Annotated in this window: 24 protein-coding genes; 15 read left to right on the top strand and 9 right to left on the bottom strand. The window is 42.1% G+C overall.

The genetic code is table 11. The annotated features are described in order from the left end of the window. Positions 1–72 precede the first annotated feature (72 nt). Positions 73–1,254: an asparagine synthetase B gene (locus tag FW774_RS19275; RefSeq protein WP_149350052.1), complete on the bottom strand. Its 1,182-nt coding sequence runs from the start codon at positions 1,252–1,254 to the stop codon at positions 73–75. Between the two features lie 248 nt (positions 1,255–1,502). Between FW774_RS19275 and FW774_RS19270 the strand changes: the two genes are divergently transcribed. Beyond that, positions 1,503–1,940 carry a peptidylprolyl isomerase gene (locus tag FW774_RS19270; protein WP_149349998.1) on the top strand — a complete coding sequence of 146 codons (438 nt, stop codon included), beginning with the start codon at positions 1,503–1,505 and terminating at the stop codon, positions 1,938–1,940. Between the two features lie 31 nt (positions 1,941–1,971). Continuing rightward, positions 1,972–2,496, top strand: coding sequence for a DUF5606 domain-containing protein (locus FW774_RS19265; protein WP_149349996.1), 525 nt, complete (start codon positions 1,972–1,974; stop codon positions 2,494–2,496). A gap of 225 nt (positions 2,497–2,721) precedes the next feature. Here the strand turns inward: FW774_RS19265 and rlmH are convergent, their stop codons facing one another. Together rlmH and FW774_RS19255 are read right to left on the bottom strand one after the other, a co-directional pair. Then, entirely contained in the window at positions 2,722–3,195 is a 474-nt protein-coding gene (gene rlmH / locus FW774_RS19260) for a 23S rRNA (pseudouridine(1915)-N(3))-methyltransferase RlmH (protein WP_149349994.1), read from the bottom strand. 296 nt (positions 3,196–3,491) lie between these two features. Then, entirely contained in the window at positions 3,492–5,762 is a 2,271-nt protein-coding gene (locus FW774_RS19255) for an aconitate hydratase (RefSeq protein WP_149349992.1), read from the bottom strand. A 621-nt stretch (positions 5,763–6,383) separates the two neighbouring features. Between FW774_RS19255 and FW774_RS19250 the strand changes: the two genes are divergently transcribed. The 10 genes from FW774_RS19250 (at position 6,384) to FW774_RS19205 (ending at position 15,251) form a co-directional block, all read left to right on the top strand. Then, entirely contained in the window at positions 6,384–6,728 is a 345-nt protein-coding gene (locus FW774_RS19250) for a YciI family protein (RefSeq protein ID WP_149349991.1), read from the top strand. Next, on the top strand, positions 6,721–8,007 hold the full coding sequence (locus FW774_RS19245) for an RNA polymerase sigma factor (RefSeq protein ID WP_197739896.1): 1,287 nt from the start codon (positions 6,721–6,723) through the stop codon (positions 8,005–8,007). The genes FW774_RS19250 and FW774_RS19245 overlap by 8 nt, the downstream gene beginning before the upstream one ends. Positions 8,008–8,313: 306 nt before the next feature. Further along, complete coding sequence (locus FW774_RS19240; RefSeq protein ID WP_149349989.1) at positions 8,314–9,141, top strand: hypothetical protein; 828 nt, start codon at positions 8,314–8,316, stop codon at positions 9,139–9,141. Positions 9,142–9,246: 105 nt separating this feature from the next. Then, positions 9,247–10,125, top strand: a complete 879-nt coding sequence (locus FW774_RS19235; RefSeq protein WP_242457886.1) for a helix-turn-helix domain-containing protein — start codon at positions 9,247–9,249, stop codon at positions 10,123–10,125. Positions 10,126–10,150: 25 nt separating this feature from the next. Then, complete coding sequence (locus FW774_RS19230) at positions 10,151–11,104, top strand: zinc-binding alcohol dehydrogenase family protein (protein WP_149349987.1); 954 nt, start codon at positions 10,151–10,153, stop codon at positions 11,102–11,104. Between the two features lie 294 nt (positions 11,105–11,398). Continuing rightward, entirely contained in the window at positions 11,399–11,971 is a 573-nt protein-coding gene (locus tag FW774_RS19225) for a dihydrofolate reductase family protein (protein ID WP_066209143.1), read from the top strand. A gap of 65 nt (positions 11,972–12,036) precedes the next feature. Next, positions 12,037–12,627, top strand: a complete 591-nt coding sequence (locus FW774_RS19220; protein ID WP_066209988.1) for a dihydrofolate reductase family protein — start codon at positions 12,037–12,039, stop codon at positions 12,625–12,627. Positions 12,628–12,814: 187 nt separating this feature from the next. Next, positions 12,815–13,606 carry a hypothetical protein gene (locus FW774_RS19215; protein ID WP_149349985.1) on the top strand — a complete coding sequence of 264 codons (792 nt, stop codon included), beginning with the start codon at positions 12,815–12,817 and terminating at the stop codon, positions 13,604–13,606. Between the two features lie 480 nt (positions 13,607–14,086). Continuing rightward, positions 14,087–14,455 (top strand): VOC family protein, encoded by a 369-nt coding sequence (locus tag FW774_RS19210; protein WP_149349983.1) that lies wholly within the window; start codon positions 14,087–14,089, stop codon positions 14,453–14,455. A 328-nt stretch (positions 14,456–14,783) separates the two neighbouring features. Next, a complete protein-coding gene (locus FW774_RS19205; protein WP_149349981.1) occupies positions 14,784–15,251 on the top strand; it encodes a DUF4293 domain-containing protein in 468 nt (155 codons plus the stop codon). A gap of 290 nt (positions 15,252–15,541) precedes the next feature. Here FW774_RS19205 and FW774_RS19200 read toward each other — a convergent pair whose 3' ends face one another. After that, the gene (locus tag FW774_RS19200; RefSeq protein ID WP_149349979.1) at positions 15,542–16,255 is read right to left on the bottom strand and encodes an SDR family oxidoreductase; all 714 of its coding nucleotides are present in this window, start codon (positions 16,253–16,255) and stop codon (positions 15,542–15,544) included. A 193-nt stretch (positions 16,256–16,448) separates the two neighbouring features. Between FW774_RS19200 and FW774_RS19195 the strand changes: the two genes are divergently transcribed. The 3 genes from FW774_RS19195 to FW774_RS19185 are packed head-to-tail and all read left to right on the top strand — an operon-like array spanning position 16,449 to position 19,506. Beyond that, on the top strand, positions 16,449–16,880 hold the full coding sequence (locus FW774_RS19195; protein WP_149349977.1) for a hypothetical protein: 432 nt from the start codon (positions 16,449–16,451) through the stop codon (positions 16,878–16,880). A gap of 10 nt (positions 16,881–16,890) precedes the next feature. Beyond that, positions 16,891–17,247, top strand: coding sequence for a 6-carboxytetrahydropterin synthase QueD (gene queD, locus FW774_RS19190; RefSeq protein ID WP_149349975.1), 357 nt, complete (start codon positions 16,891–16,893; stop codon positions 17,245–17,247). A gap of 27 nt (positions 17,248–17,274) precedes the next feature. Further along, entirely contained in the window at positions 17,275–19,506 is a 2,232-nt protein-coding gene (locus FW774_RS19185; RefSeq protein WP_149349973.1) for a tetratricopeptide repeat protein, read from the top strand. Between the two features lie 4 nt (positions 19,507–19,510). Here FW774_RS19185 and FW774_RS19180 read toward each other — a convergent pair whose 3' ends face one another. From FW774_RS19180 to FW774_RS19160, 5 genes are all read right to left on the bottom strand, one after another. Beyond that, the gene (locus FW774_RS19180) at positions 19,511–20,671 is read right to left on the bottom strand and encodes a beta-ketoacyl synthase N-terminal-like domain-containing protein (protein WP_149349971.1); all 1,161 of its coding nucleotides are present in this window, start codon (positions 20,669–20,671) and stop codon (positions 19,511–19,513) included. Between the two features lie 75 nt (positions 20,672–20,746). Beyond that, positions 20,747–21,121, bottom strand: a complete 375-nt coding sequence (locus FW774_RS19175; RefSeq protein WP_149349969.1) for a putative zinc-binding protein — start codon at positions 21,119–21,121, stop codon at positions 20,747–20,749. Positions 21,122–21,686: 565 nt separating this feature from the next. Then, positions 21,687–22,721, bottom strand: a complete 1,035-nt coding sequence (locus FW774_RS19170; RefSeq protein ID WP_242457885.1) for an ABC transporter permease — start codon at positions 22,719–22,721, stop codon at positions 21,687–21,689. Further along, positions 22,714–23,682 carry an ABC transporter ATP-binding protein gene (locus tag FW774_RS19165; protein ID WP_149349968.1) on the bottom strand — a complete coding sequence of 323 codons (969 nt, stop codon included), beginning with the start codon at positions 23,680–23,682 and terminating at the stop codon, positions 22,714–22,716. Before FW774_RS19165 ends, FW774_RS19170 begins: the two co-directional genes overlap by 8 nt. A gap of 3 nt (positions 23,683–23,685) precedes the next feature. Beyond that, positions 23,686–24,843: an NEW3 domain-containing protein gene (locus FW774_RS19160; RefSeq protein WP_197739895.1), complete on the bottom strand. Its 1,158-nt coding sequence runs from the start codon at positions 24,841–24,843 to the stop codon at positions 23,686–23,688. Positions 24,844–25,264 lie beyond the last annotated feature (421 nt).

Raw genomic sequence — 25,264 nt, 5'->3', positions numbered from 1 at the left:
TTCCCGCTTCCGGACTTTTCTGACTTCCCGACTTCCGGACTATGAGCTATGAACCATCCGCCATCAGCTACCTCACGTTTTCAATTTCTTCTTTTTAGCCGCCGGGAATAACACATTATTCAAGATAAGCCGGTATCCCGGTGAGTTGGGATGCAGGTTCAGGTCAGTTGGCGGGTCTCCAACCACATGCTGGTAATCCTCAGGGTCATGACCGCCATAAAACGTCCACTGACCTTTACCGAAATCACCGTGAATATAACGGGCTTCGTTGGCTGTCTTGGTTTCACCCATGATCAATACGTCCGGCTTGATCAGGTCTTTCCTGAAAGCGGTAGTTTGTCCCATAAATCCTTTAATTACCTTATCGTGGTTTTGGGTTAGCATAGTGGGTACGATATCCCATTTCGCCGAAAAATCAAATAAGGTAAAAAAATCCTCGGTGCGGTCAACATGGCGGGTTTGTGTTACATCGATATCAGCAAACTCATAATCACCGGGATTCATATCCAGCTTGAAATCCTTAAAGGCAAACGTCTTGCTAAAATCAAGCTTAGACTGGGCGTTGGGGTCGGCGGCATCCCCGTCAAATACACTTGCACAAATATCCACGCCATCGGCCGCCAGGGCAATATCAAAGCTGTCCGTTCCGGAGCACATGGCAAACAGGAAACCGCCTCCGGCGCAGAAATCGCGTATGCGTTTAGCCACAGCCAGCTTCATTTGCGAAACCTTGGTAAAGCCTAACTTTTTTGCCATCGCTTCCTGTGATTTTACGTCTTCAATATACCAGGGGGCATTCCTGAAAGCGGCCCAGAATCTGCCGTACTGACCGGTAAAGTCTTCGTGATGCAGGTGCAGCCAGTCATATTTCGGCAAATCGCCTTTTAAAACCTCTTCATCGTAAATTTTATCGTAGGGGATTTCCGCATACGTTAATACCAGCGTAACAGCATCATCCCAGGGTAATTTGCTTTTGGGTGTATACACGGCAATTTTAGGAGCCTTCTCTAATTTTACCATTTCCATGTTCACCTGCGGGTCGGATATTTGTGTAAGAATGGTATTGACCTGGGCATCGGTAATTACCTCGAAAGATACACCGCGTATTTTACATTCATTTTCTACAGCCTGCGAGTATGCGGTCAAAAAGCTACCTCCGCGATAATTCAGCAGCCAGTCGGCCTCCTGTCCGTTTTTCAGCACCCAATATGTAATACCGTAGGCTTTAAGATGATTCTTCTGGTCTTCGTCCATTGGGATGAGTATAGATGCAGCCCGAACCGCTACGGTAAAGCAAAGGCAGATAATGGTTATAAAAAAACGTATGCTCATGCAGGTTAAAACGTAAAAACCAGCTAAAGGTATATAAAATAACCATTAAATATACGGTATAGGCATTGGATAAACCGTCCTATCAGGGAATAATTCGCAGGCTTCTATTTTTACACACTTAACTCCGGGTATACTAAAAATAATTACCTTTGCTGCCTGTTAAAAAAACTATGAGTAAGGCAATTATAAAAACCGAGAAAGGTGACATGACCGTAGAATTTTACGACAAAGACGCACCTAACACTGTAGCTAATTTCTTAAAGCTGGCAAAAGAGGGCTTTTACGATGGTGTGGCATTTCACCGGGTAATTCCTAATTTTGTTATCCAGGGTGGCGACCCTACCGGTACGGGTGCCGGAGGCTCGGGTACACGCATTAAATGCGAGCTTGACGGCGACAACCAATATCATGACCGCGGCGTGTTATCTATGGCTCATGCCGGCCGGGATACCGGAAGCTCTCAGTTTTTTATTTGCCATAACCGCACGAATACAGCCCACCTGGACAGGCATCATACCTGCTTCGGTAAGGTGATTGAAAACGTGGATGTGGTAGATGACATTCGTGTTGGCGACAAAATTTTAGGCATCGATATTATTGAAGAATAACGTTCACCAGACCCGGAATTAATAACATACTATGAATTTAAGAGGACTTGTAGCCGTATCGGGCAAACCCGGCTTATTTAAATTACTTGGACAGAACAAATCGGGTTTTATCCTGGAAAGCCTTGATGCGCAAAAATTGAAGCTGGTGGTTAACATGTCTACCGCTAAGCTGGCATCGCTTGAAGACATCACGATATTCGGCGAGGACGAAGACCTGAAGCTATCGGATATTTTTGCCAGGATGAAAGATGCATCGTCTATTCCCGACAGCAAAAAAGCCGACGGAGCTACACTACGGAACTTTTTCAGAGAAGTTGCCCCCAATCATGATGAAGAACGGGTATATGCTTCGGATATTAAAAAAGTGATCAACTGGTTCTCAATCATAAAGGATTTACCTCTGTTTACCGAAGAGGCTCCGGAACCGGTACAAACAGCAGCCGTTACAGAAAGCAAACAACCGGCCGAAAAGAAACCGGAGCAAACGGAACCCAAAGCTAAACCGACACCAAAAGCGGGTAAAAGCGCTACCCGATTGTCGCAAAAATCAAAATAAGCAGTTCACGTAATTGAACGTTTGTCAACTTTTTGAAAGTTGACAAACGTTATAACAAATACAATAAAATAGCGCCAATAGCTATTCCAATAATGATCCAAATCCAGAAATTACGCTGTTCTTTATCCGGATTAATTCCTTTATAGCGATAATTGCGTTTCAAATCCATCGTAACACTTCTTTATAAGATACCCACTCATACTACTTTAAAAGCCGAGAACCTTTTTACTCATGATGATAAGGCTCTCCTTTGAGTATGGTAAATGCCCGGTACACCTGCTCCATAAAAAACAACCGTACCATCTGGTGCGAAAATGTCATTTTAGAAAGCGACAGCTTATCCGCAGCACGGTTATACACTTCCTGGCTAAAACCATACGGCCCGCCAACTACAAACACCAGGTGCTGTACACTGGCCAGCATTTTTTTGTTCAGGTAACCTGAAAACTGCATCGACGAATATTCCGCACCTTTTTCATCTAACAAAACCAACTGGTCGGTTGTGCTGATATGTTTAAAAATAAGTTCAGCCTCTTTTGCCTTCTGCTGCTCCTCGGTCAGGCTTTTGGTATTTTTTAACTCCGTTATTTCAACCAGCTTAAAGTTAATATAATGTTTAAGACGTTTCTGATATTTTGCAATCCCGTCTTGTAAATATTGTTCTTCTGTCTTACCGATAACAAGCAGGCTTATTTTCATTGGTATTGAGTATTAAGGCCCACCCCGACCCTCCCTAAGGGAGGGAGTTTGGCAGTGCTTCTTGTTTTGTTTCTTCTGTTATAGTTTTTGGCTTTTAGCCTTTTGCTTTTGGCTCTCTTTCAACTCATGAACCATACAGATATTGTCCATTGTCAACTGCCCATTATCAACTCTCACTTGTCCATTGTCCACTGTCCATTAGCTTGAACCATCAGCCATCCAGCGTATAATAAAATACAAAGAACCCCGCCTTTGTTTGATAAAGCAGGGTTCTTTTATTTAAAAGGAGAACTAAATTAAGCTTGCTGTTGCTTCATACGGATAATATTAAGCGCCGCACCAGCTTTAAACCACTCTATTTGCTGCTCATTATAGGTATGGTTTACCAGGAATGATTCTTCCGAACCATCGGCATGATGCAATACCACTTTTAGCTGTTTGCCCGGGGCAAAATCAGTTAATCCAACAATGTCAATAGTATCATCTTCCTGAACCTTATTGTAATCGTTAGAATCAGAAAATGTTATTGCCAGCATACCTTGTTTTTTCAGGTTGGTTTCGTGAATACGGGCAAATGATTTAACTAATATTACACGTACTCCCAGATGCCGAGGCTCCATGGCCGCATGTTCACGAGATGAACCTTCGCCATAGTTTTCATCGCCCACAACAACGGTTCCGATACCGGCAGCCTTATAAGCACGCTGCGTAGCCGGTACAGGGCCATATTCGCCGGTTAGCTGGTTTTTAACATGGTCGGCAGTATCGTTGAAATAGTTAATAGCGCCAATCAGCATGTTATTGGAAATGTTGTCCAGATGTCCGCGGAATTTCAACCACGGACCGGCCATAGAAATATGGTCGGTGGTACATTTACCTTTAGCTTTAATTAACAGTTTTAAGCCGGTAAGGTCGGCTCCTTCCCATGCAGGGAATGGCTCAAGCAGTTGTAAACGGCTTGAAGTCGGACTTACAATTACCTGCACCTGGCTACCGTCTGCTGCAGGAGCCTGGTATCCGGCATCTTCAACCGCATACCCTTTAAGCGGCATTTGCAAGCCTTGCGGCTCATCCAGCTTCACCTCCTGACCATCTTCATTTACCAGGGTATCAGTAAGAGGGTTGAATGTTAAGCTTCCGGCAATAGCCAGTGCTGTAACAATCTCCGGCGACGCTACAAAAGCATGTGTATTGGGGTTACCATCATTACGTTTAGCGAAGTTCCGGTTAAACGAAGTAATGATGGAATTTTTCTCCTGCATGTCAGCGCCATGACGTGCCCATTGACCAATACAAGGGCCACAGGCGTTAGCCAACACTGTTCCGCCAATTTTTTCAAACGTATCTAAATAACCATCCCGCTCAACGGTGTAGCGTACCAGCTCAGAACCGGGAGTAACAGTGTATTCTGATTTTGCTACTAAGTGCTTATCTACAGCTTGTTGTGCCAGCGATGCAGCACGGGTAATATCTTCGTAAGATGAATTAGTACACGAGCCAATCAAACCAACTTCCAGTTTTGCAGGCCAGTTATGCTCTTTAACAGCATCGGCAAATTTAGAAATCGGCCATGCCAGGTCTGGCGTAAACGGACCGTTAATGTGCGGTTCAAGCTCAGAAAGGTTAATTTCTATCACCTGGTCAAAATAAGCCTCAGGATTAGCATACACCTCATCATCGCCGGTTAAATGCTGTTTGATGGCGTTGGCCAGGTCGGCAATTTCGCCGCGTTCGGTTCCGCGTAAATATTCTTCAGATTTTTCGTCGTAACCAAAAATAGAGGTGGTTGCACCAATCTCAGCGCCCATATTACAGATAGTACCTTTTCCGGTAGCCGATAACGAGCGGGCGCCATCGCCAAAATATTCCACAATACATCCGGTACCACCTTTTACGGTAAGGATACCGGCAACTTTCAGTATAACGTCCTTGGCCGAAGTCCATCCGGATAATTTACCGGTAAGCTTAATACCAATCAGTTTCGGGAATTTAAGCTCCCAGGCAAAACCGGCCATCACGTCGCAGGCATCAGCACCGCCCACCCCAATAGCAATCATACCTAAACCACCGGCATTAGGCGTGTGCGAGTCGGTTCCAATCATCATTCCACCAGGGAAAGCATAATTTTCCAATACCACCTGGTGAATAATACCCGCCCCGGGCTTCCAGAAACCGATACCATATTTATTTGATACAGACGAAAGGAAATCATAAACCTCCTTGTTGGTCGAGTTGGCTGTCGCCAGATCCTCGGCAGCGCCTACCTTAGCCTGAATCAGGTGGTCGCAATGCACGGTAGACGGAACGGCCACTTTCGGGCGACCGGCCTGCATAAACTGTAACAGGGCCATTTGCGCTGTCGCGTCCTGCATCGCCACACGGTCGGGGGCAAAATCAACATAAGATACGCCACGCCCGTAAGCTTCATGTGCCTCACCATGCCATAGATGACTGTATAAAATCTTCTCCGTTAAGGTTAGCGGCTTATTTACAACTTTACGAGCAGCTTCAACACGACTTTCAAGGTTGCTGTAAACCTTTTTTATCATATCTATATCAAACGCCATGATACTATTATTTAAATGTTGGTTACGTGAATATTTTGCGGCGAATTTACAAAAAAATAAAGATGCTGCACGTTAATAACAAGTCAATTTCTTGTTTGGAAAAAATCTAAATACCACTTTATCAAGTTAAAAGTCAAAAGTATAAAGTATAAAGTTGAGCACAGCGAAATTCTCCCGAGTAATCGGGGGTTCGGTGTCAAAATGCCGACCCGGGTTTACTCACAGTACGAGTTCTTAACCGGATAATATATTTTTTGCAAAGCAGTGCCGGTATTGCTTCGGTACCGGTAGCCCCGCTTTGCATTCATACGCCTGCAAGCCTTACACACAGGCCGGTATCCATTTCAATCGGGTTTAATTCGGTTCGGGCAGTACACCTGCAATGACGCAAATCCAAACACGCTTTCTAAGCTTTGTATTTTGCCTATATTTAGGCAACTAAAAAGGCAGCTCTATCAGACAAAGCCAACCAAATATGGTGGATATGTCTGATAAAATTAGGCATATAAATGAGTTACCTGCTATTTTAAACCGACACCGTCCGACAAAAAAAATCACGAAATTTGTCCCCGACTTGAAAAGTCAATCGTCATTAAGTCGAACAATTAAAATTTTAAAAAAATGAAAGAATTTGCGTTAATTTTCAGACTGAAAGACATTGCTGACTTCAAACCATCGCCTGAACAAATGCAGGAACGTATGAATTGGTTAGCAGGTATTGCTTCACAAAACAAGTTGGTGGACAAAGGAAACACACTTTTACCAATTCCGGGAAGTGCGAAAACAGTAAAGCCTAACAATGTAGTAACGGACGGACCTTACACCGAAATCAAAGAATTTATTAGCGGTTACATTGTTGTACAAGCTGACACCATTGATGAAGCCGTAGAAATGGCAAAAGGCAATCCGATATTTGACCAAGTTGGTGGAAACATTGAAGTGAGAGAAGTTCTAAAACGTGATTAGCAAAAAATCACATAAAGAACTTTTACCTCACCTATTCCGACAGGAATATGCGAAAATGACGGCTGTTTTATGCCGTCATTTTGGCTTGAAGCATATTGAAATTGCCGAAGACATTGCCAGCGACACATTTCTAAAAGCATCGGAACATTGGGCAATTAACGGAATACCCGAAAACCCGACAGCTTGGCTTTATGCAGTTGCCAAAAACAAAACAAAAGATTATTTTAAACACATTGCCGTTTTTGAAACGCAAATCAAAGAAGCGATAAAACCAACCGAACTTGAAACAGAGCAAAATTTTGAGTTTAGTAATCAAACCATTTCGGACAGTCAGTTAGCAATGATTTTTGCGGTTTGTAACCCGACAAATTCGACCGAAAGTCAAATTTGTTTGGCACTTCAAATCCTCTGCGGTTTCAGCGTGGAAGAAATCGCCAATGCTTTTTTGACAAAAACAGAAACGATAAAAAAGCGGTTGTTACGAGCCAGAACAAATCTTCGCAACGACAATTTTCAAATCAAAACATTAAGCGAAACGGAAATTAAATCACGGTTAGACACCGTTTTGAAAACATTGTATTTGCTGTTTAACGAAGGTTATTTTTCCAAAACAAACAATCAGCAAATCCGAAAAGACTTTTGTTCGGAAGCCGTAAGATTAACGCTAATCTTAACAGACAACGACTATACAAACACACCGCAGACAAACGCATTACTTGCTTTAATGTGCTTTCAAAGTTCACGACTTGAAGCGAGAACAAACGACAAAGGCGAAGCCGTTTTGTTTGACGAACAAGACAAAAGTTTGTGGGACAAAACACTGATTGAAAAAGGGAATTACTATTTGGTAAATGCTTGTAATGGAAACGAAGTTTCAAAATATCATTTAGAAGCAGGTATTGCTTATTGGCATACCACACCGACAGACCAAAACAAATGGCAACACATTTTACAACTTTACAACCAACTTATTCTTATTGAATATTCGCCCATAACAGCGTTGAACAGGACTTTTGCGTTTGCCAAAGTTTACGGACACGACAAAGCAATTTCCGAAGCCGAAAAACTAAAATTGACAGACAGCAATTATTATCACGAATTGTTAGGTTACTTGTATGCTGACACAGACCTTGACAAAGCAATTTACCATTACAAACAAGCAATCGGGCTGACAAAATCCAAGACAGAAAAACAGACGCTGACAAAAGAAATCGAACGACTGACCGAGAAAAAAACAGCAGGTAACAAGGGTTTGGCGTCAGGCGGCCAGACGTGCTAAATTAAACATTCGTACTTTTTTGTAACTTTGGTGCAAGGTTGAACATTCGTGCATTTAATCCCGCCCGAACGCAAAGCCCCGAACCGTTGCCATATATAAATGTCGTATTTTGTATATTAACACGCAAATAAACTAAATTATTTTGAATAATTTTTATACAGAATTCGACAAATTAATCTTCCCCCAAAGCTAACAGTATCAGTCCCTTTCGAAAAAAGATGTTACGGATAAATATTTTTATCAATATTAAAAAGTGGCGTATATTTGAGAGTTAGCAGGCATTGTAAGTGCGACCCTTCCAACATTATGAGAAATGAACGATATGACTTTCTTCATCTCCCTAAGGAGTTCCATCGACAACATAAAAGTTGCGAGTTTTTGCTTTATCAAATTGAAGATTTTGTTACTTCAGAAACATTTAAAGGGTTAAGAGTCCAGACAGTTCAGTTCGACAAAGAAATAGATTTAAACAACGGCGAACATATATTGGACTACTTACTCAGAGCTGATAAATCTGACAAACATGATGAAATACTTACAAGTCATATTCTAAATGCAGTTATCGCTGACTCTTGCCAGTTTTTACAGATTGCACTTTTTGCTTCTTTACAACAGCGACTGACGGTGACATTTTCTCTTATTAGAAAGCCTTTCGTTTACAATCTCCTAGTTATTTTAAGGTTGTATCTTACAAGCGACTTTTTGGAAAAGTTTAATAAAGAAGACAGCTTTGACACAACGGGAATTTCTCAAGAGGATATTATTGAGCTATTAAATGCTACAGAAAACCTTCTTTTAAGCAAATCAATAAAAGCTTCAGATGTATATGATTTCATATTTAATCCAGCTTTGTCAGACAGTTTAGTAAATATGTCAAACAAAGCTCTTCATCCATCGACGACAAGAAACAAAAACAATAAGACAGAAATACAAAACATCAATTTTGTATTCAGCACAAAAGACAGCATTTTAACGCAATGGAATTACTTGTATAGAAGATTGCCTTTTTTATTATTGTATCTTAATGAGGTACTTGAAATACTTGTGTTTGATCATTTAAAATTGGACAACGAACTTTATGTTGAGCGTTTGACAGAAAGAGCAGATTTCTTCAAACAAAACAACGCCTGCTAACAGTGCATTGGCAATATGGCGGGGAGATGAACATATTCTCAGCTTTTTGTTCGCTAATCAAACTCGGTTTCAGCCGACGAATAACACCGAGCAACGGAATAAACAATGAGCCTTTGTATCTTTATTCAGCAGCGGCTCCGGCAGACGGAACACAGAATACCGCCACATCGCCAATGCTTTAACGTTGGCGGTCATTTTAAGCGACACCGTGCAAATGGACAGACGACAATGCAAAATGACTTTACATACAAAATCATTGAACCCGACAAATCACTTGCCGATTTCGTAGAAAGTTTTTGGTTTCTGAAACATCAATCGGACGACAACGCAGAAAAAGTTGTTGTTCCTGACGGTAAAATTGATTTGGTCTTGTCTAAGCCTGAAACAAAGCCATTCCATATCACATTAATTGGTTTGGAAACAAAGCCAAAACTAAATCCTTCTTATCCAAATTCTATATCGTGTGCAATTAGTTTTAAACCACTTGCAACAGAGTATATTTTGCGCTATTCCATTGCCGATATATTGGACAGCAAGAAAATTTTGCCAAATGATTTTTGGAATTTCTACGCAGATGATTTGAATGACTTTGAAGCGTTTTGCGAAAAGGCTTCACAAAAAATTCAGTCGCTTTTACCGAAAGATATTGACAACCGAAAACAAAAATTGTTTGAGTTGATTTATGCTACAAACGGAGCAATTTCCGTAAAAGAACTTTCTGAAAAAGTGTTTTGGAGCAGGCAACAAATCAATCGTTATTTCAATCAACAATTCGGGCTTTCATTAAAAGCATATTGCAATATAATCCGCTTCCGTGCTTCATTTCAGCATATCAAAGAAGGTAAATTATTTCCACAACAAAACTTTACCGACCAATCACATTTCATCAAAGAAGTGAAAAAACTTTCAAGTGCTTTACCAAAGGAACTTAAACAAAATCAAAACGAGCGATTTATACAATTTTCAGTGCTTGACCCCAAATAATTTTGCTGCATAAATTTCAATAGCAATGAAAGCAGCAATCTTAAAAGAAATTGGGACGACACCTGTTTGTGTTGATTTTCCCGAACCTGTTGTTGAAAATGAACAACAAGTTTTAGTGAGTGTAAAAGCATCATCTATTAAACAATTAGATTTACTGAAAGCAGCGGGAAAACACTACACAAAGTATTCATCATTGCCCATTATTGTGGGAATGGACGGTGTTGCAATGTTAGAAAACGGACAAAGAATTTACGCAATGGGTGTAACGGGAATGATGGCAGAAAAGGCTATTGTGCAAAAAAACAGATGGATAATTCTTCCCGAAGGACTTGATGACAATACAGCAGCAGCATTACCTAATTTTTTGGTTGGCTCTGACATTGCTTTGCGAACCAAAGCACAAATAAAAAAAGGCGATATAGTTTTAATAAACGGAGCAACAGGTTCAACGGGAACAATAGCGGTTCAAATGGCAAAATACCATAACGCTGCAACTATTATTGCAACAGGTCGCAATACAAAAGTTCTTGAAAAATTAAAAGAACTTGGTGCAGACATAACCATTTCATTAGACCAACCCGAAAATGATATTGTCAACGATTTTAAAAAAGCATACGCTACCTATCCTTTTGATATTGTTATTGATTATTTGTGGGGAAAACCAATGGAATTGCTTTTGCAATCCTTGCTGACACAGACCTCACAAACAACAACCAAAATTGTTACGGTTGGCGAAATGGCAGGGCACACAATTTCTTCATTGACATCAGACACATTGCGAAGTAGAGATATTGTTCTTTTAGGTTCAGGAATCGGAAGTTTTAAGCAGCAGGTAATAACGGACTATATGCAAAACATACTTCCCGAAATTTTTCAATACGCAGCTTCGGGCAAACTTTTCATAGACACAGAAATTTTTCCTTTAACAGAAATATCCAATGCCTGGAATTTAAACAAAACCATTGTTATTAAAATTTGACATAGACAAGTAGAACAAAAACGAACCGCCAACAAACGGTTTGGCGGCAGTCGGGGGGGACAAGAATATCTCCTCAACTTCAGTTCGCTAATCAGCTTTTGTTCCGGCTGACGGAACACTGTTCAACTTTTAGTTCTTAACTTCAACTTTTGTAACTTTATTTGGCTTCAGTTGTCATCTGACGTTTTTCAAATGCCCGACCGACCGCCAAGCCCCAAAACGTTGGCGGTCATTGTAACGGACGACACAACAAAACAATTAACAAAGGACACATTATAAACAGAAATATAAAGTATGAGAAAAATAATTTCATTTATGCACATATCGCTTGACGGTTTTGTAGCAGGACTAAGCGGAGAACTCAATTGGGCAAAGGCAGACGAAGAAATTTTTACTTATGTCGGCAATCGTATAAGCAAAACGGAAACTGCATTATACGGACGAAAAACTTATGAAATGATGCAAGGTTATTGGCTGACAGCAGGCGACAAACCAACAGCAACCAAACACGACATTGAACATTCAAAATGGTATAAAAAAGCTCACAAAGTTGTTTTGTCAAAAACACTTAATGAAGCGAAATTGCATAACACGACAATCATTAACGACAATCTTGCAGACCAAATAAATGAAATAAAACAGCAGGACGGTAAAGAAATCTTGCTTTTTGGTAGCCCGACAGCCACACATTCGCTTATGCAACAGAATTTAATTGACGGCTATTGGCTATTTGTCAATCCAATTATTCTCGGACAAGGCATTCCATTGTTTGTGGATATAAAAGACAAAACTTCGCTAAACTTAGTAAATACACGACAATTTAATAACGGAGTAACAGAACTGAATTACATTGTGGACAGACAATAATCAACGAACTACCAACATCATTGGCAGTCATAGTAACGGACGACAGTAACAGACAAGATAACAATATGAACAAATTAATTCTTGAAACACAAATTAGTATTGACGGATATATCGCTGACGAAAATGGTGGTACAGATTGGATGATTTGGAATTGGGGACCAAATTGGAATTGGGATAAAGACCTGCAAAGTTATCATACAAATCTAAACAAATCCGCTAACAGCATTTTGATAAGCAGTCAAATGGCACAAGAAGGTTTTAACGCACATTGGAAACAAGTAACACAAGACCCGACAGACACAAGATTTGAATTTGCCAACCATATTGTAAACACCAATAAGTTTGTAGCAAGCAGAACTTTGACAACGGAAACCGAAATCCCGGGCGGTTGGGAAAACGTATCCATTCTAAAAGGCAATTTAGCTGACGAAATCACGAAACTGAAAAACCAAGACAATGGAGACATTATCGTTTATGGTGGTGCAACGCTTGTTTCTTCGCTTATCAACGCAGACCTCATAGACGAATTTCATTTGATAACAAACCCAGTAGCATTAGGACAAGGTTTACCTATTTTCCAAAAGCAGACAAACCTGAAAACAGTAAACTCAACACCGTTTAAGTGTGGTATCATCGTCAATCACTACAAAAAATGAAACAAAAAGATAAAAACAACGAACCGCCAACATCGTATTGGCAATAGGCGGGCTGAACGGCTTCGTATCAACGAAAGTGCAAAATTCGACTTTCGTTCTTCGTATCAGGGTTAGTGCTAAAAATCCCGCCCATCGCCAATACGCGGCTCGTTAGCGGTAATTTCACCAGACACATCATAGCATAAATATGAATATAAAAGTTGGAGCAATTACAATTGGTTCCTTGCTTTGGGACCCGACAGAAATTAGAAAGAAATGGCAATCAGAATTAGCGCTCGACAAAAAATTAAAAGTGCCTTTGCCAATAAGATACGGCAGACTTTCAGAGGAGAGCAGAAATGGAACATTTTCAATGGTTTTTTCCAATAGCATCAATAAGGAAGAAAGTCTTGGGCTTGGATATGTGCTTCCTTACAAACAAAACATTACCTCAACAGAGGAATTTGTTAGACAAATGAGATTGCTTTCACAAGCAGAGGGGATTTCTAAAGACAGAATTTGTAAAAGTTGGGGAACCGTTTGTATTTCAATCAATCCATTTATTAACAAAACCGCAAAGGATGAAATAGCTATGATATGGAATAATCTCGTAAAAGCGACAAAAGACAATTTAACTGGAAATCAAAGACAACCTGACGTTGAGAAATTTGGCGAAATAGATGAATTAAAATCAATTGATAATAATTGGCAACTTACCGTTGACCTAAATTACCTTTTTAAGAACCAGCTAAGGGAATTTGATTGCCTGGTTGCAACATCTAATGCAATTAAGCTAAACTCAAATGATGATAATATATACCCGTCTATTAAGCAAATTGCAAAAGCAATAAGAGACAAAAATTATTATGACTACTTTCTTAAAAACAGAATGAATAGTATTAGGACATTTCAAGACAAGAAGATTGCTAAAATCCTAAAGCTTAAATATAGAGTTTCGCTAAAGGATAAAATGAAAAGCTGCCGCTATGCTGTAATATAAATAAGACACGTTTCTGGGCGATCATTCTGACTTGGCAGCTTGATAATTTAAAAGGACTGCCAAACGACAGTCCTCAAAACCAATGAATTTAATTTTCTTCCTCTATCCGTTTAAAGCCTTCCCAAAGCAACTTTAAATCGAATAAAGCGAATTTCTCCCCCACCTGGCTTAAGTTTCAGCAGAGGAATTGAGCGCAGGAATAACTTAAGCCTTACAATAGCAGGGAAGCTTTAAGAATTTCCTATACCCAAAGTGTTCAGAACGCGGTGGTATAAAGCCCGGAGAGTTTCAGCCGGAGCCTTAGCGCTCCCAACACAAAACTGAACTGACAGAAAATAAACTAAAATAAATATTCTAAACTGACCCCAAAATCTATATATATATTCCTAATTTCAAACGAATTACCGATTTTTATCCCGAAAGGTCAGGCTTTCACTACATTCAACTTTTGGATTTTGACTTTTTACTTAACACTAAATTATGCTTGCCAACCAAAAACTTAAAGCGTTTGTACCAACGGTAAAGCCAAACGAAGCCAAACTATTTTATAAAGATATTCTGGGGCTAAAATTATTGTCGGAAGACAATTTTGCTTTAGAATTTGATGCAAACGGCACTTTGCTGCGTATTACCACTGTCCGGGAGTTCAAGCCACATCCATTCACCATCCTGGGTTGGAACGTTAATAACATTGTTTCTGTCATAAAGCAACTCAACGACAAAAACATCTTTTGCGAACGTTATGACTTCTTTGAACAGGACAGCTTAGGTATCTGGATCTCACCCAATGGCTCAAAGGTTGCCTGGTTCAAAGACCCTGATGGAAACGTTCTTTCATTAACTGAATAGCAAATCAGCTAAAAAGCAACCTGACCTGCCTTAAGTTTCAGCACAGGATTGAACACAGGAATAACCTGAACCTTAACATAGCAGGAAAGTTTTAAGAACTTTCTACCACGAAATGTTCAAAACGCTGCTTACGGTATAATGTCCAACAAAGCCCGGAGGCTTTTTAGGTAACATCACCAAGCCGGAGCTTGGCGCTATCGACTCGCAGGAATTGAACTTAAATCGTTTTTTTATAATGCACAACCCACTCATTACTTTCAGTCTTTTCTGTCTTTCGGACTATATAAACTTTTGACTTTCGGCTTTTAACTTTTAACTTGCCCTCGTTATGATACAACGCATTCAATCCATCTGGCTTATTCTGGCTTCACTAAGCTTATTCTGCCTTTTTTTATTTCCCTTTATCCAGTTTGTAGATATCGACGGACTGGCAAAAACCGTACGTATTACAGGTCTTTATCAGCACACCGGGCAAGAGGACATTAAACTACAGGAATTTATTCCCTTAACTATTGTAACCGTGATTATCGCCCTGGTTCCATTGGTTATTCTTGGTAGTTTCCGCAACCGGAAGAAGCAGCTAACCTTAAGCTACATCACTATTGTGCTGATCCTCGCCTATAGCTTCTGGCTGGTTCAAACCGCAAAAGCGTACTTAAACGGCTTACAACTCCAGTTACAGAACTACGGTATTGGTGTCATCTTACCCTCTTTATCTATTTTATTCATTATTCTCGCCATACGTGGAATCCGCCACGACGAAAAACTGGTAAAATCTGCCGACAGGCTGAGATGATGGAACGGTGTGACGAATGGTTAATGGCTCTTTAATAATTGACAGTGGATAATGGATAGTTGACAATGTCTGCATGGTTCATAGCTTTTTAGTCCGAAAGTTGGAAAGTCCGGAAGTAATCTTTAATAATTGACAGAGGACAATGGAGAGTTGACAATGTCTCCATCCCCTCTTCCGCCAGTTGGCGGAGCTGGGGGTGAGGCCAAGCAAGAATATAGACGCAAGAAACAAGACGAATAGCACAGACCAATTCCCTTCTTCCGCCAACTGGCGGAGTTAGGGATGAGGCTTTAATTCGACGTCTTCGCCGGCCTGATCTCAATCTTGCTGGGCAGCGTTCGCGGGTGCATCTTTAACAGATCAACCAGTAATTGGCCCATATCTTCCGGCTGAATTTTCCAGGCATCTGCCTGGGCATCCGGTTCGTGATCATTAAAATAAGTTGACACCGAGCCGGGCATAATGGTAGCAACCCTAACGCCGTATTGCCTTAGATCCAGCATAACGGCCTGTGTAAATCCGGTTAAACCAAATTTACTGGCATTGTACGCCGACCCTCCGGCAAAAAAGTTGCAACCGGCCAGGCTCGAAATGGTAAAAATATATCCTTTATTCTTTTTCAGCTCGGCTAAAGCCGCTTTAATGCTGTAAAACACACCGGTAAGATTAGTATCAATCGTATCGTGCCAGGTTTCCGGCTCCATTTCTTCAATAGAAGCAAAATGCCCTACCCCGGCATTAGCAATCAAAAAATCCAGCCGGCCCCATTTATCGACAATTTGTTTTACCGCGTGTTGCTGCGATTCCCAGTTTTTTACGTCGGCACCAATAGCCAGCACTTCGCCAAATACGCTTAAACGCCGGGCAGCCTCATCGGCATGCTGCTGTGAGCGACTGGTAATGGCCACTTTAATATTTTCTTTCAGCAAGGCTTCGGCAACACCATAGCCAATACCCTTGCTTCCCCCGGTAATGAGGGCTACTTTATTTGTTAATTGTTGCATGATAAAAGTATTTAATGTAAGAAATCCAAAGGTAAAAAGTTAAATCAAAGGCCGGGAAGTATTTTACGTCATTTTAACTCCGGATGCCGTGATCATCATATATGTTCTGCCTCAATAGTGATACAGATCACGCCCTGATCTGATCGTTATCATTTTAAAAATTACCCGCCAGGCAGACTTTTACACCAAAAAAGTGCAACCAACAATCACAAAATTCTTCGGGTCAAATAAAATAGCTACGCTTTGTTGTGTGGCCGATAATGCCGTTCCTCACTGCTTTAATTGCTTTTACGCATTCGATGAGCAGCATCATTTATTATTCTTCAAATCTTCTGACGATTCTTATCACTCAAAAATACTTGCAGACAATCATAAGGTAGCCGGAACTATTCTGCCGGCAAAGATCTCATTGCCTTTAATTAAAGGACTCCAGTTCTCAGGCACAATTCTCTGTAGCTCTCTGCCACCGGTACATCCCGATAGTTTTTATCATAAAATTTATCCGCTTGCTGTTGCCAGGGCGGGCAAGGTTTGGTGTGTACAGCTCGACTCTGTAAAAATGACAGATAACACGCCGGTATTTGGTGGCAAAACATATTGGCAAAGACAATTACATCATCGTTAACATATTTTTTATGCTCTTATACAAGCAGTTTTCTTTTGATGCCGCTCATTTTTTACCTTATGTACCCAACGGACATAAATGCAAATCTGTACACGGGCACACTTATTATTTAACGGTATTTGCCGAAGGTAAAATAAGCCAAAAGGAAGGCTGGATCTTAGATTATAATGATCTTAAGAAAGCAGTAAAGCCTGTGATCGAATGCGTAGATCATACCCTTTTAAATAATATCACGGGATTAGAAAATCCAACCACAGAATTATTTTCTGTCTGGCTCTGGAATAAGATCAAGCCCCGGTTACCGTCATTAGTAAAAATTGAGCTTAAAGAAACACCAACAGCAGGTGTAATTTATGAGGGCGAATGAGCCTAAACATGCAAATGGTCATTATTTATGAAAACAAGTTATAAATTAGTGATAGCTGCTTTCTTTTGCATCTTAGCGGCTATTGGGATCGACTTGTTTCTTTTACCTCACAATACAGATCAATCAGCAACAGCCTCTAAAGAAGAAAATGCGTTTGTAGGCGATGCAGCATGCAGATCATGCCATGCTATAGCATACAAGCACTGGCAAAGCTCTGATCACTTTATGGCTATGCAGCCCGCAACTGATTCTACCGTGAAGGGCAACTTTAACAATACGGTGCTCACTGCCGATGGTGTTACTTCGCGTTTTTTTAAAAAAGGCGATCGTTTTTTTATCCATACACAGGGCGGGGATGGCAAATATCACGATTTTGAGATCAAATATACCTTCGGATTTTACCCCTTACAGCAATATCTTGTAGAATTCCCGGGAGGCAGAATGCAGGTGACCCGGGCCAGCTGGGATGCGAGGCAAAACAAGTGGTTTCATCAGTATAAAGGTCAGCAAATACCTGCCGGCGACTGGCTGCACTGGACAGGAAATGCTCAAAACTGGAACACCACCTGCGCCGATTGCCACAGCACTAACGTGAAAAAGAATTACGATATAGAAAGCGATACCTATAAAACAACCTACAGTGCTATTAACGTAAGCTGCGAAGCCTGTCACGGTGCAGGGAAAAATCATATTGACTATATAAACAACGATTATAAAGCAGGAAATAAAATTAAGGGAAGTGCACTGGAAATGCCCGGAAACACTTCACAGCTAACTCAAATAAACACCTGCGCCCCATGCCATGCACGCCGTACGGTAATAAGCAATACCCCGCTTGCTTCCACCGGGCTCCTGGATAATTATATCCCGGATATTCCGTCGACAGAAAATTTTTATGCCGATGGACAAATCAAGGATGAGGATTTCATTTACACTTCTTTTCTGCAAAGTAAAATGTTCCAGGCCGGTGTAAAGTGCAGCAATTGCCACGAGCCTCATTCTCAAAAAGTTTTATTCATTGATAACAAGCTGTGCCTGCAATGCCATCAGCAAAAATACAATGACCTATCGCATACCTTTCACGCTGCCTCTACCGCCGGAGCCAAATGTGTCAATTGCCACATGCCCGGCAAATACTATATGGGTAATGATTACAGGCACGACCATAGTTTCCGGGTACCGCGTCCCGATCTGTCTGTTAAATTCGGAACGCCCAATTCATGCAACAATTGCCATACAGATAAATCCAGCCAATGGGCTGCCGGCACAGTAGAAAAGTGGTATGGCAAAACCCGCAGATACCATTTTTCAGAAGATCTTATTCCAGGAAGTAACCCGGGCCCTGATGCCGAACCGCATTTATTAAAGCTGTTAGATAGCAAAACAATACCTGCCATTATTAAAGCCACGGCAGCATCTTACCTGGCTAATACTCCTTCAGAAAAGAGTTTGAATGCCCTGCTTGCCTGCATAAAAAGCAGCGACGCCCAGGTACGGTACAGGGCGTTAAGAAGCCTGGCAAGTTATGAGCCACCGAACTGGATAAATGCGGCAGCGCCTTTATTAAATGATCCGGTACGGGCCGTACGTATTGCTGCAGCCGATCTGTTCCTGACCGTTCCGCCCGATCAGCTCCCACCAGGATATGATGCTGCCCTGAAAACAGCCAAAAATGATCTATCGGTCTTTCTGCGAAACCAGGCCGATTTTGCCGCAGGGAATGTAATGCTCGGCGATTATTATATGCGCCTGCAAGACAATACAAATGCCGAAAAGTTTTATTTACGCGGATTAAAAAAGGACAGCCTGATGAACCTTGCCCGGTTAAATCTTGCCGTGGTATACAACCTGCAGGGAAAAAATGCACTGGCATTGAGCACATTAAAAACTGCTGCTAAAATTACGCCTAAAAATAGCCAGATCTATTTCAACATGGCCCTTCTATACAATGAAATGGGAGACCGGCCCAATGCCCTGGCCTGTTTTGAGAAAGCAATGCTGACAGGATCTGACAATCCCAGGTTATACTATAATTATGGCCTGCTTTTATTACAAACAGATATTATTAAAGCAGAAACCATTTTACAAAAGGGAGCGCATATTTGGCCCAAAGATAATAGCCTGCATTATGCATTAGCCTATTTATACTTAAAGCAAAACAAACTTTTACAAGCATTAGAACATGCTTCGGTTTTAAAAAACACCGATCCCGGTAACCCGGAGTACAGCAGTATTTTTAATGCTTTAAGAATGCAATAACAGTTTATTTTTCTACCAGGATACTAACTGCATTTCCGCCAAAGCCCACCGCATTGATCAGGATCTTTTTTAAAGGAGAGCGCTGTTCCTGCGGTTCAAGATAAGGTGGTTGTATAAAGCGATCGTGTTCCAGCATCAGCAAAGCCATTTCCAGGCTTAAAGCGCCCGATGCCCCAAACGTATGCCCGATCTTCCATTTATTGGATGTTAATAATGGCTTTTTAGCACCAAAAACTGCCTCAACTGCATTCATTTCTGATGCATCGCCTTTTACCGTGCCCGGTGCATGCATAATAAGCACATCAACACTATCCGGATCGTGGTTTTTTATGGCCATTTGCATAGCACGTTGTAAACAAAGCCCTTCTGCCGATATGGATGCCCCGTGACTGATCATCTCCGTACTGTAACCCACCCCTGTAATATACGCCAGGGCAGTATCTGCATTCAGCTCCAGGCAGAAGCTGGCAGCGCCTTCACCTAAAATCATCGAATTTTGCTTTTTATCCGACTCCATCGAGCGGCATGGATATTGATCTTCAAGCGACGAATAAATTTTTAACGCCCGCATTTGTGCGACGGTAAACGCGGTTAGTGCAGCTTCACTTCCGCCGGCCAGGAAACGGCTGCACAAACCTGATCTTAGCCAGGCTACAGCGTTCAGAATGGCGTGAAGTGCCGTGGAACAGGTGATAGAATGTGAAATTACAGGCCCGTTTGCCGCTAAATCGGCAGCTACCCAGCTGGCAATATTTCCCAGCGTGGTTGCAGGAGATGTTAATGGATGTACCTGGCTATTGCCGCTATGAATAAACTGGCTGTGATATTCTTCAAAAGAGGAGGTTGCCCCCCTGGATGAGCCTAAATTGATGCCAAATGCGGTATCACTGTTCCATCCGGCAGCTAATACGGCGACCCTTGATGCATACATGGCATATAATACGCTTGGATCAAGATTTTTATACGCCGGTTTTTCTAATCTCAGGGCATCAATTTTTAGTGCATCTGTAGCAGATAAAGTACCGCACCAGGTATCCGTGCCGCAATATTCCCGGATTGAAAAATAGCTCCTGTTGTCTGAATAGCACTCCCAGATAATGGCGCTATTATCGCCTAATGGCGAAATACTCCCCCAACCGGTAATGGCAATTTTATTATCCGACATCTAACCTGTTATTATTTACCGGGATGTTAAACTTTATACGCCATAGCATCCCGCTAAAACCGTTAAGACCACACTCTAATCCCGGGCTTTTAGTTCTGCAACTTTTGTTCTGATATTTTCCATTACCTCCCGGGCCTCATCCAGGTCAAAATCTTCGTGCTGTTTTTTCTTAACGCCCATCTCGGCAAGCTGCACATGCACTGTGGCCGTAACGCCATGCATGGCCAGACTGGCTTTAACACAGGCCAACGGACAACCATCTATGGCTATGATCTTTCTGCCTGAGGTAGCTACCCGCACCAGGTTCTTCACATTTCCACCAACGCCGGCAATGCACGACATTTCTGCCTCGCCCGAACGGTCTAATTTAACAGCAACATAATTTGCCAACTGGGCAGCGCTTGAACATCCTGAGCAGGAATAAACAATGGGTTTGTCTCTATCTTCCATAAAAGCCGGTTTAAATAGTAATCATGCTACTACCTTTTGGGGTAATGCATAATATAACCAAAAGTAACTTTTTCTGGCCGGAAGGAATAGTTCAGGAGTTATATATCATACTGATTGTAAGAATTTTACTTTGGCATGAGTTTAACGATTTTTTTCACCAGCGTTCAATTCTTTTTCAGAATAATGGATTCTAACTTTTTTGTGGGGGAGATATAAATTTTGTAACTTCACGTAGTGGAGAAAAGACGCAAAATAGCACTGGCTATGTTTCATTTACAGCAAAGACAAAGCTAATTGACCATTACACAAAAATGCTCAATGCTGTTTTGTTTAGCGGACAACTCATGGTAATTAATACAGCCCCAGCAAACATTTTAATTGATAAATATTTTAAAAACACATAATCATGGGATATATTAAAGAACCGTTACCACTAAACTTTACCTAAGAAACACAATACTTACCACTTTTGCCCTTACACAAAAATAAAACCATTGAGTTTAGCACTAACTCAATGGTTCATTTCATATCCCCGATTCAGATTTTACAGTATCCCAATCCTATCTTACCTTGCCCTGATCTCCCTCCGCATAAACAAGTAATACGATCCGGCAAAGCAGGCAATAGTAGCGGCAATAAGCCCGGTAAGCTGAGGCCACACAAGAAGCAAACTTTGCCCTAACGGCAACGGGCTTGGAATAGCGCCATAAACCTGTTCCATAGTTAATGGCCCCAAGCTGCGTACCGATGGCATTAACAAGGTAACGGTAGCATCGCTAAACAACTGGCTCGGAACCAGGCGCATCAGGTTCATGAAGAACGACTGATACCCCATAATTTCTTCGGGCGATGCAGCCGGATCGGGCAACATTACCCTGGCCACCATCTTGATAATGATCTGGTAAAAGATGGTAAAGAACAGCCAGACGGCTATGGCAGTAAGCGCTGATGTTGCCGCCTGCTTAAAGCGGATGGAAAATAAGATAGACAAATTAAGCCAGAATGCAACGTAGCATATACTAAGGCACAGAAAGCATATTATTCTTAAAAATTCTGAAGCTGATGGCGGGATACCGATAATGAATAATCCCAGTCCCATTACCATAAAGCCCAGCGAAAAGAACAGCACGCTGATCACAATCAATGCCGAAACAAACTTGGCATTGATCAGGTAATCGCGGTGTATGGGCTGCGATATGATACGGCTTAATGTGCCCCGGTTTTGCTCGGAGTTAACCGCATCAAATCCCATGGCTATACCTAACAGAGGGCCCAAAAACCCGATAAATACATGGAAGGGCGGTAATGTACCGTCGGATACGGTAAACAGCTTCAGAAAAAGAAACCCCTTTTCAGCATCGTTCTGCTTTAATGCTTCCGGTAAATTAGTAATGGATGTATATAATGAACCAAAGCAGGTTAGCAATATCAGGAACAGCAATACCAGGAAGCGCCAGCTGCGCACCTGGTCGGCGACTTCTTTTCTTACCATTACCCGGAATGCGGATGGAACAGCATTGACACTACCAGGAAACAAACGATCCTTAATATGCTGCACCATGCTATCCCAGGCGCTGATATACTGTGTTAATTTATGCATGAGCTTTGCCTCCTTCAAAATAACGCTGGTAAATATCATCCAGCGCATACGTCTTGCGGTTCAGGTGAACCAGGTCATAACCTTTTTCAACAATAAAGCGGGATATAGCCGCACTCAGATCATGCGTACAGCTGATCCTGAATTTATCCTCTTCGTAACGCACAGAACTTACACCATCCAGTTGCTGCAAGGCATCTGCCAGAGCGGCCTGCCAATTGCCTGTCGTGCCGGAACCCGGCACAGCACCCGCCTCAATGACATAAGGTTCGCCGGGAAACAATTGTGCCGACAGGCTGGAAACATCACCTTCGGCAAGCAGCTTACCTTCTACAAAGATGCCTACACGATCGCATACCTGCTGCACGTGGTGCAGATGGTGCGATGATAACAATACCGTAATTCCTTCTTTACTGCTCAGCTGAATGATCAGCTCCAGGAATTCACGTATCCCCTGCGGGTCAATACCCAAAGTTGGCTCATCCAGTATAATAATTTCCGGATCTTTGATCAGCACATCCGCCAGCCCCAGCCGTTGCCGCATACCGCGGGAGTACTTTCCGGCCTTCTTATGTGCCACATCGCGTAAGCCGACACGCTCAAGCAACTGCATGGCTCTTTCCTCGGCTTCGCGTACGGGTATCCGGTTCAAACCGGCAGTGTACAGCAGGTTATCCAACCCTGAATAATTTTCGTAAAACCCGATATCATCCGGCATATAACCCACTTTCCGTTTCACCTCAAGCGGATGCTTCAGCGGGTCAATACCGCATACCCTTACCGTCCCTGAAGTAGGTTCTGTTAAGCCAAGCATCATTAAAATGGTAGTGGATTTTCCGGCACCATTGGGGCCAAGAAGGCCAAACACTTCGCCTTTACGGATATTCAGGTTAAGATGGTTTACAGCCGTTAGTGAATCATATTGTTTCGTAAGGCCTACCAGCTCAATAACAGATTCGCCCACGGCCTACCTCCTTCCGTATCTTCTGAACAAATAATAAACGCTTCCTGCCGCTATCAGAACGATCAAAATGCCCAGCCAGCCCCATATCAGCGAGGTTTCCACAGTGACCCTTACAGAAATCTTTGACGAGGTTTCGGGTGTGGAGGCGGTCATTTCAGTTACATAATCGCCGGCAATAGCCTTCCTGTCGGCTTTGATAGTTGCAAATACCTGTGCCGATTGCCCGGCGGATATCGATTCGACCTTTGCAGGCTCAAATTGCACATCCCAGTTTGCAGGAGTGGTAGCTTTTAATTCAACATTCTTCAAATCGGCAGAGCCGGTATTTTTCACCTGGAGCTCTATCCGCTTATGATCGCCGGCAGTGACGTCGGTGCTTAGTAAACCGCTTGGTGTGGTAAGCTCCATGCTGTAAGAACCGGTAACCGTTACTTCCAGCTCAAGCCGGGCCGAAGTGCCGCCGCTGCTTGCCAGTACCGGAATTTTGTACGTACCGGCCTTTGTCTGGTCTGACGGCTTAATTTCAATCGTTAGCTCCTGGGTTTTATTGGCTTCTATATTAACAGATGATACCTGCTTGTAATTAGCCTTAAAGGCAATATTCCAGCCTTCGGGGGCCAGCGCACTTAACGCATACACCTGGTTGCCGGCGGTACGGTTTTGTAATGTGGCATTGAAAGTAAACGTGGAGCTTGCTGCGCCCTCCATATTGGCCTGAGTAGTGGTCAGATCAGTTTGATAGGTTCCCTGCCGGGAGATGATGACCGTTAGCGGCAATGTGCCCATACCCCGGGCTGTAACATAGAAGCGGTAAGCGCCTTTATTCACCTTAAACGGAACCTGCACCTGCAAGGCCAGGTTTTTCCTGTCGTTAGGCAGCACCGAAACCTGCTCTACCGTCCAGCCCCCGGATTTTAGGGTGTACGTCCAGCCTTTAGGCAAGCCTGTAATGGCTATATCGGCCCGCTTAACGGCTTTTGAGTTGTTAATGACGTCAATTGAAAAATCAAGCGACTCGCCCGGCGGAACCGAGATTTTAGTGTACGGCGTGTACAGGGTAAGTCCCTGAGCCCGGACTGATTGTGCAGAAAATACTGCGATGGCCCCTGTTATCAACAGCAAAGCCATACATTGCATGATGCGTTTTGTACGTATAGACATTGAAAAAACTATTTAAGATAAATTATAGATTCTTAAAATGGCTCCTGGTACCCTAACAAACATTACCGCGAATGATACTCATCACTGCTGTACGTTTCCCCCCTCTAAATTTTCCGGTAATGGTTTTGAACACCGCAAATTTATAAATGCAACTAAAATCCGGAAGGGGTTGAAATGTTAATAAATGTTAAAAATGGCTTATAGTTCATAGCTTGTAGTCCGTAAGTCGGGAAAGTCAGAAAAGACCGGAAACAATCTTTAATAATTGACAGTGGACAATGGACAGTGGACAAGTGAGAGTTGATAATGGGCAGTTGACAATGGACAATATCTGTATGGTTCATGAGTTGAAAGAGAGCCAAAAGCAAAAGGCTAAAAGCCAAAAACTATAACAGAAGAAACAAGACAAGGAGCACTACCA

The organism is Pedobacter sp. BS3, from assembly GCF_008274585.1.
Lineage (GTDB): Bacteria > Bacteroidota > Bacteroidia > Sphingobacteriales > Sphingobacteriaceae > Hufsiella_A.
The sequence above is the reverse complement of the archived record's forward strand: the minus strand, read 5'-3'. Positions and strand labels throughout refer to the sequence as shown.

What these genes read in the sequence shown, in the direction of transcription:
- FW774_RS19175 (WP_149349969.1), bottom strand. Translation starts at nt 21,121, where the DNA reads ATGGAAGATAGAGACAAACCCATTGTTTATTCCTGCTCAGGATGTTCA.
- FW774_RS19225 (WP_066209143.1), top strand. Translation starts at nt 11,399, where the DNA reads ATGAGAAAAATAATTTCATTTATGCACATATCGCTTGACGGTTTTGTA.
- FW774_RS19200 (WP_149349979.1), bottom strand. Translation starts at nt 16,255, where the DNA reads ATGCAACAATTAACAAATAAAGTAGCCCTCATTACCGGGGGAAGCAAG.
- queD (WP_149349975.1), top strand. Translation starts at nt 16,891, where the DNA reads ATGCTCTTATACAAGCAGTTTTCTTTTGATGCCGCTCATTTTTTACCT.
- FW774_RS19240 (WP_149349989.1), top strand. Translation starts at nt 8,314, where the DNA reads ATGAGAAATGAACGATATGACTTTCTTCATCTCCCTAAGGAGTTCCAT.
- FW774_RS19250 (WP_149349991.1), top strand. Translation starts at nt 6,384, where the DNA reads ATGAAAGAATTTGCGTTAATTTTCAGACTGAAAGACATTGCTGACTTC.
- FW774_RS19255 (WP_149349992.1), bottom strand. Translation starts at nt 5,762, where the DNA reads ATGGCGTTTGATATAGATATGATAAAAAAGGTTTACAGCAACCTTGAA.
- FW774_RS19265 (WP_149349996.1), top strand. Translation starts at nt 1,972, where the DNA reads ATGAATTTAAGAGGACTTGTAGCCGTATCGGGCAAACCCGGCTTATTT.
- FW774_RS19270 (WP_149349998.1), top strand. Translation starts at nt 1,503, where the DNA reads ATGAGTAAGGCAATTATAAAAACCGAGAAAGGTGACATGACCGTAGAA.
- FW774_RS19185 (WP_149349973.1), top strand. Translation starts at nt 17,275, where the DNA reads ATGAAAACAAGTTATAAATTAGTGATAGCTGCTTTCTTTTGCATCTTA.
- rlmH (WP_149349994.1), bottom strand. Translation starts at nt 3,195, where the DNA reads ATGAAAATAAGCCTGCTTGTTATCGGTAAGACAGAAGAACAATATTTA.
- FW774_RS19215 (WP_149349985.1), top strand. Translation starts at nt 12,815, where the DNA reads ATGAATATAAAAGTTGGAGCAATTACAATTGGTTCCTTGCTTTGGGAC.
- FW774_RS19220 (WP_066209988.1), top strand. Translation starts at nt 12,037, where the DNA reads ATGAACAAATTAATTCTTGAAACACAAATTAGTATTGACGGATATATC.
- FW774_RS19235 (WP_242457886.1), top strand. Translation starts at nt 9,247, where the DNA reads ATGAGCCTTTGTATCTTTATTCAGCAGCGGCTCCGGCAGACGGAACAC.
- FW774_RS19180 (WP_149349971.1), bottom strand. Translation starts at nt 20,671, where the DNA reads ATGTCGGATAATAAAATTGCCATTACCGGTTGGGGGAGTATTTCGCCA.
- FW774_RS19205 (WP_149349981.1), top strand. Translation starts at nt 14,784, where the DNA reads ATGATACAACGCATTCAATCCATCTGGCTTATTCTGGCTTCACTAAGC.
- FW774_RS19275 (WP_149350052.1), bottom strand. Translation starts at nt 1,254, where the DNA reads ATGGACGAAGACCAGAAGAATCATCTTAAAGCCTACGGTATTACATAT.
- FW774_RS19210 (WP_149349983.1), top strand. Translation starts at nt 14,087, where the DNA reads ATGCTTGCCAACCAAAAACTTAAAGCGTTTGTACCAACGGTAAAGCCA.
- FW774_RS19160 (WP_197739895.1), bottom strand. Translation starts at nt 24,843, where the DNA reads ATGTCTATACGTACAAAACGCATCATGCAATGTATGGCTTTGCTGTTG.
- FW774_RS19170 (WP_242457885.1), bottom strand. Translation starts at nt 22,721, where the DNA reads ATGCATAAATTAACACAGTATATCAGCGCCTGGGATAGCATGGTGCAG.
- FW774_RS19230 (WP_149349987.1), top strand. Translation starts at nt 10,151, where the DNA reads ATGAAAGCAGCAATCTTAAAAGAAATTGGGACGACACCTGTTTGTGTT.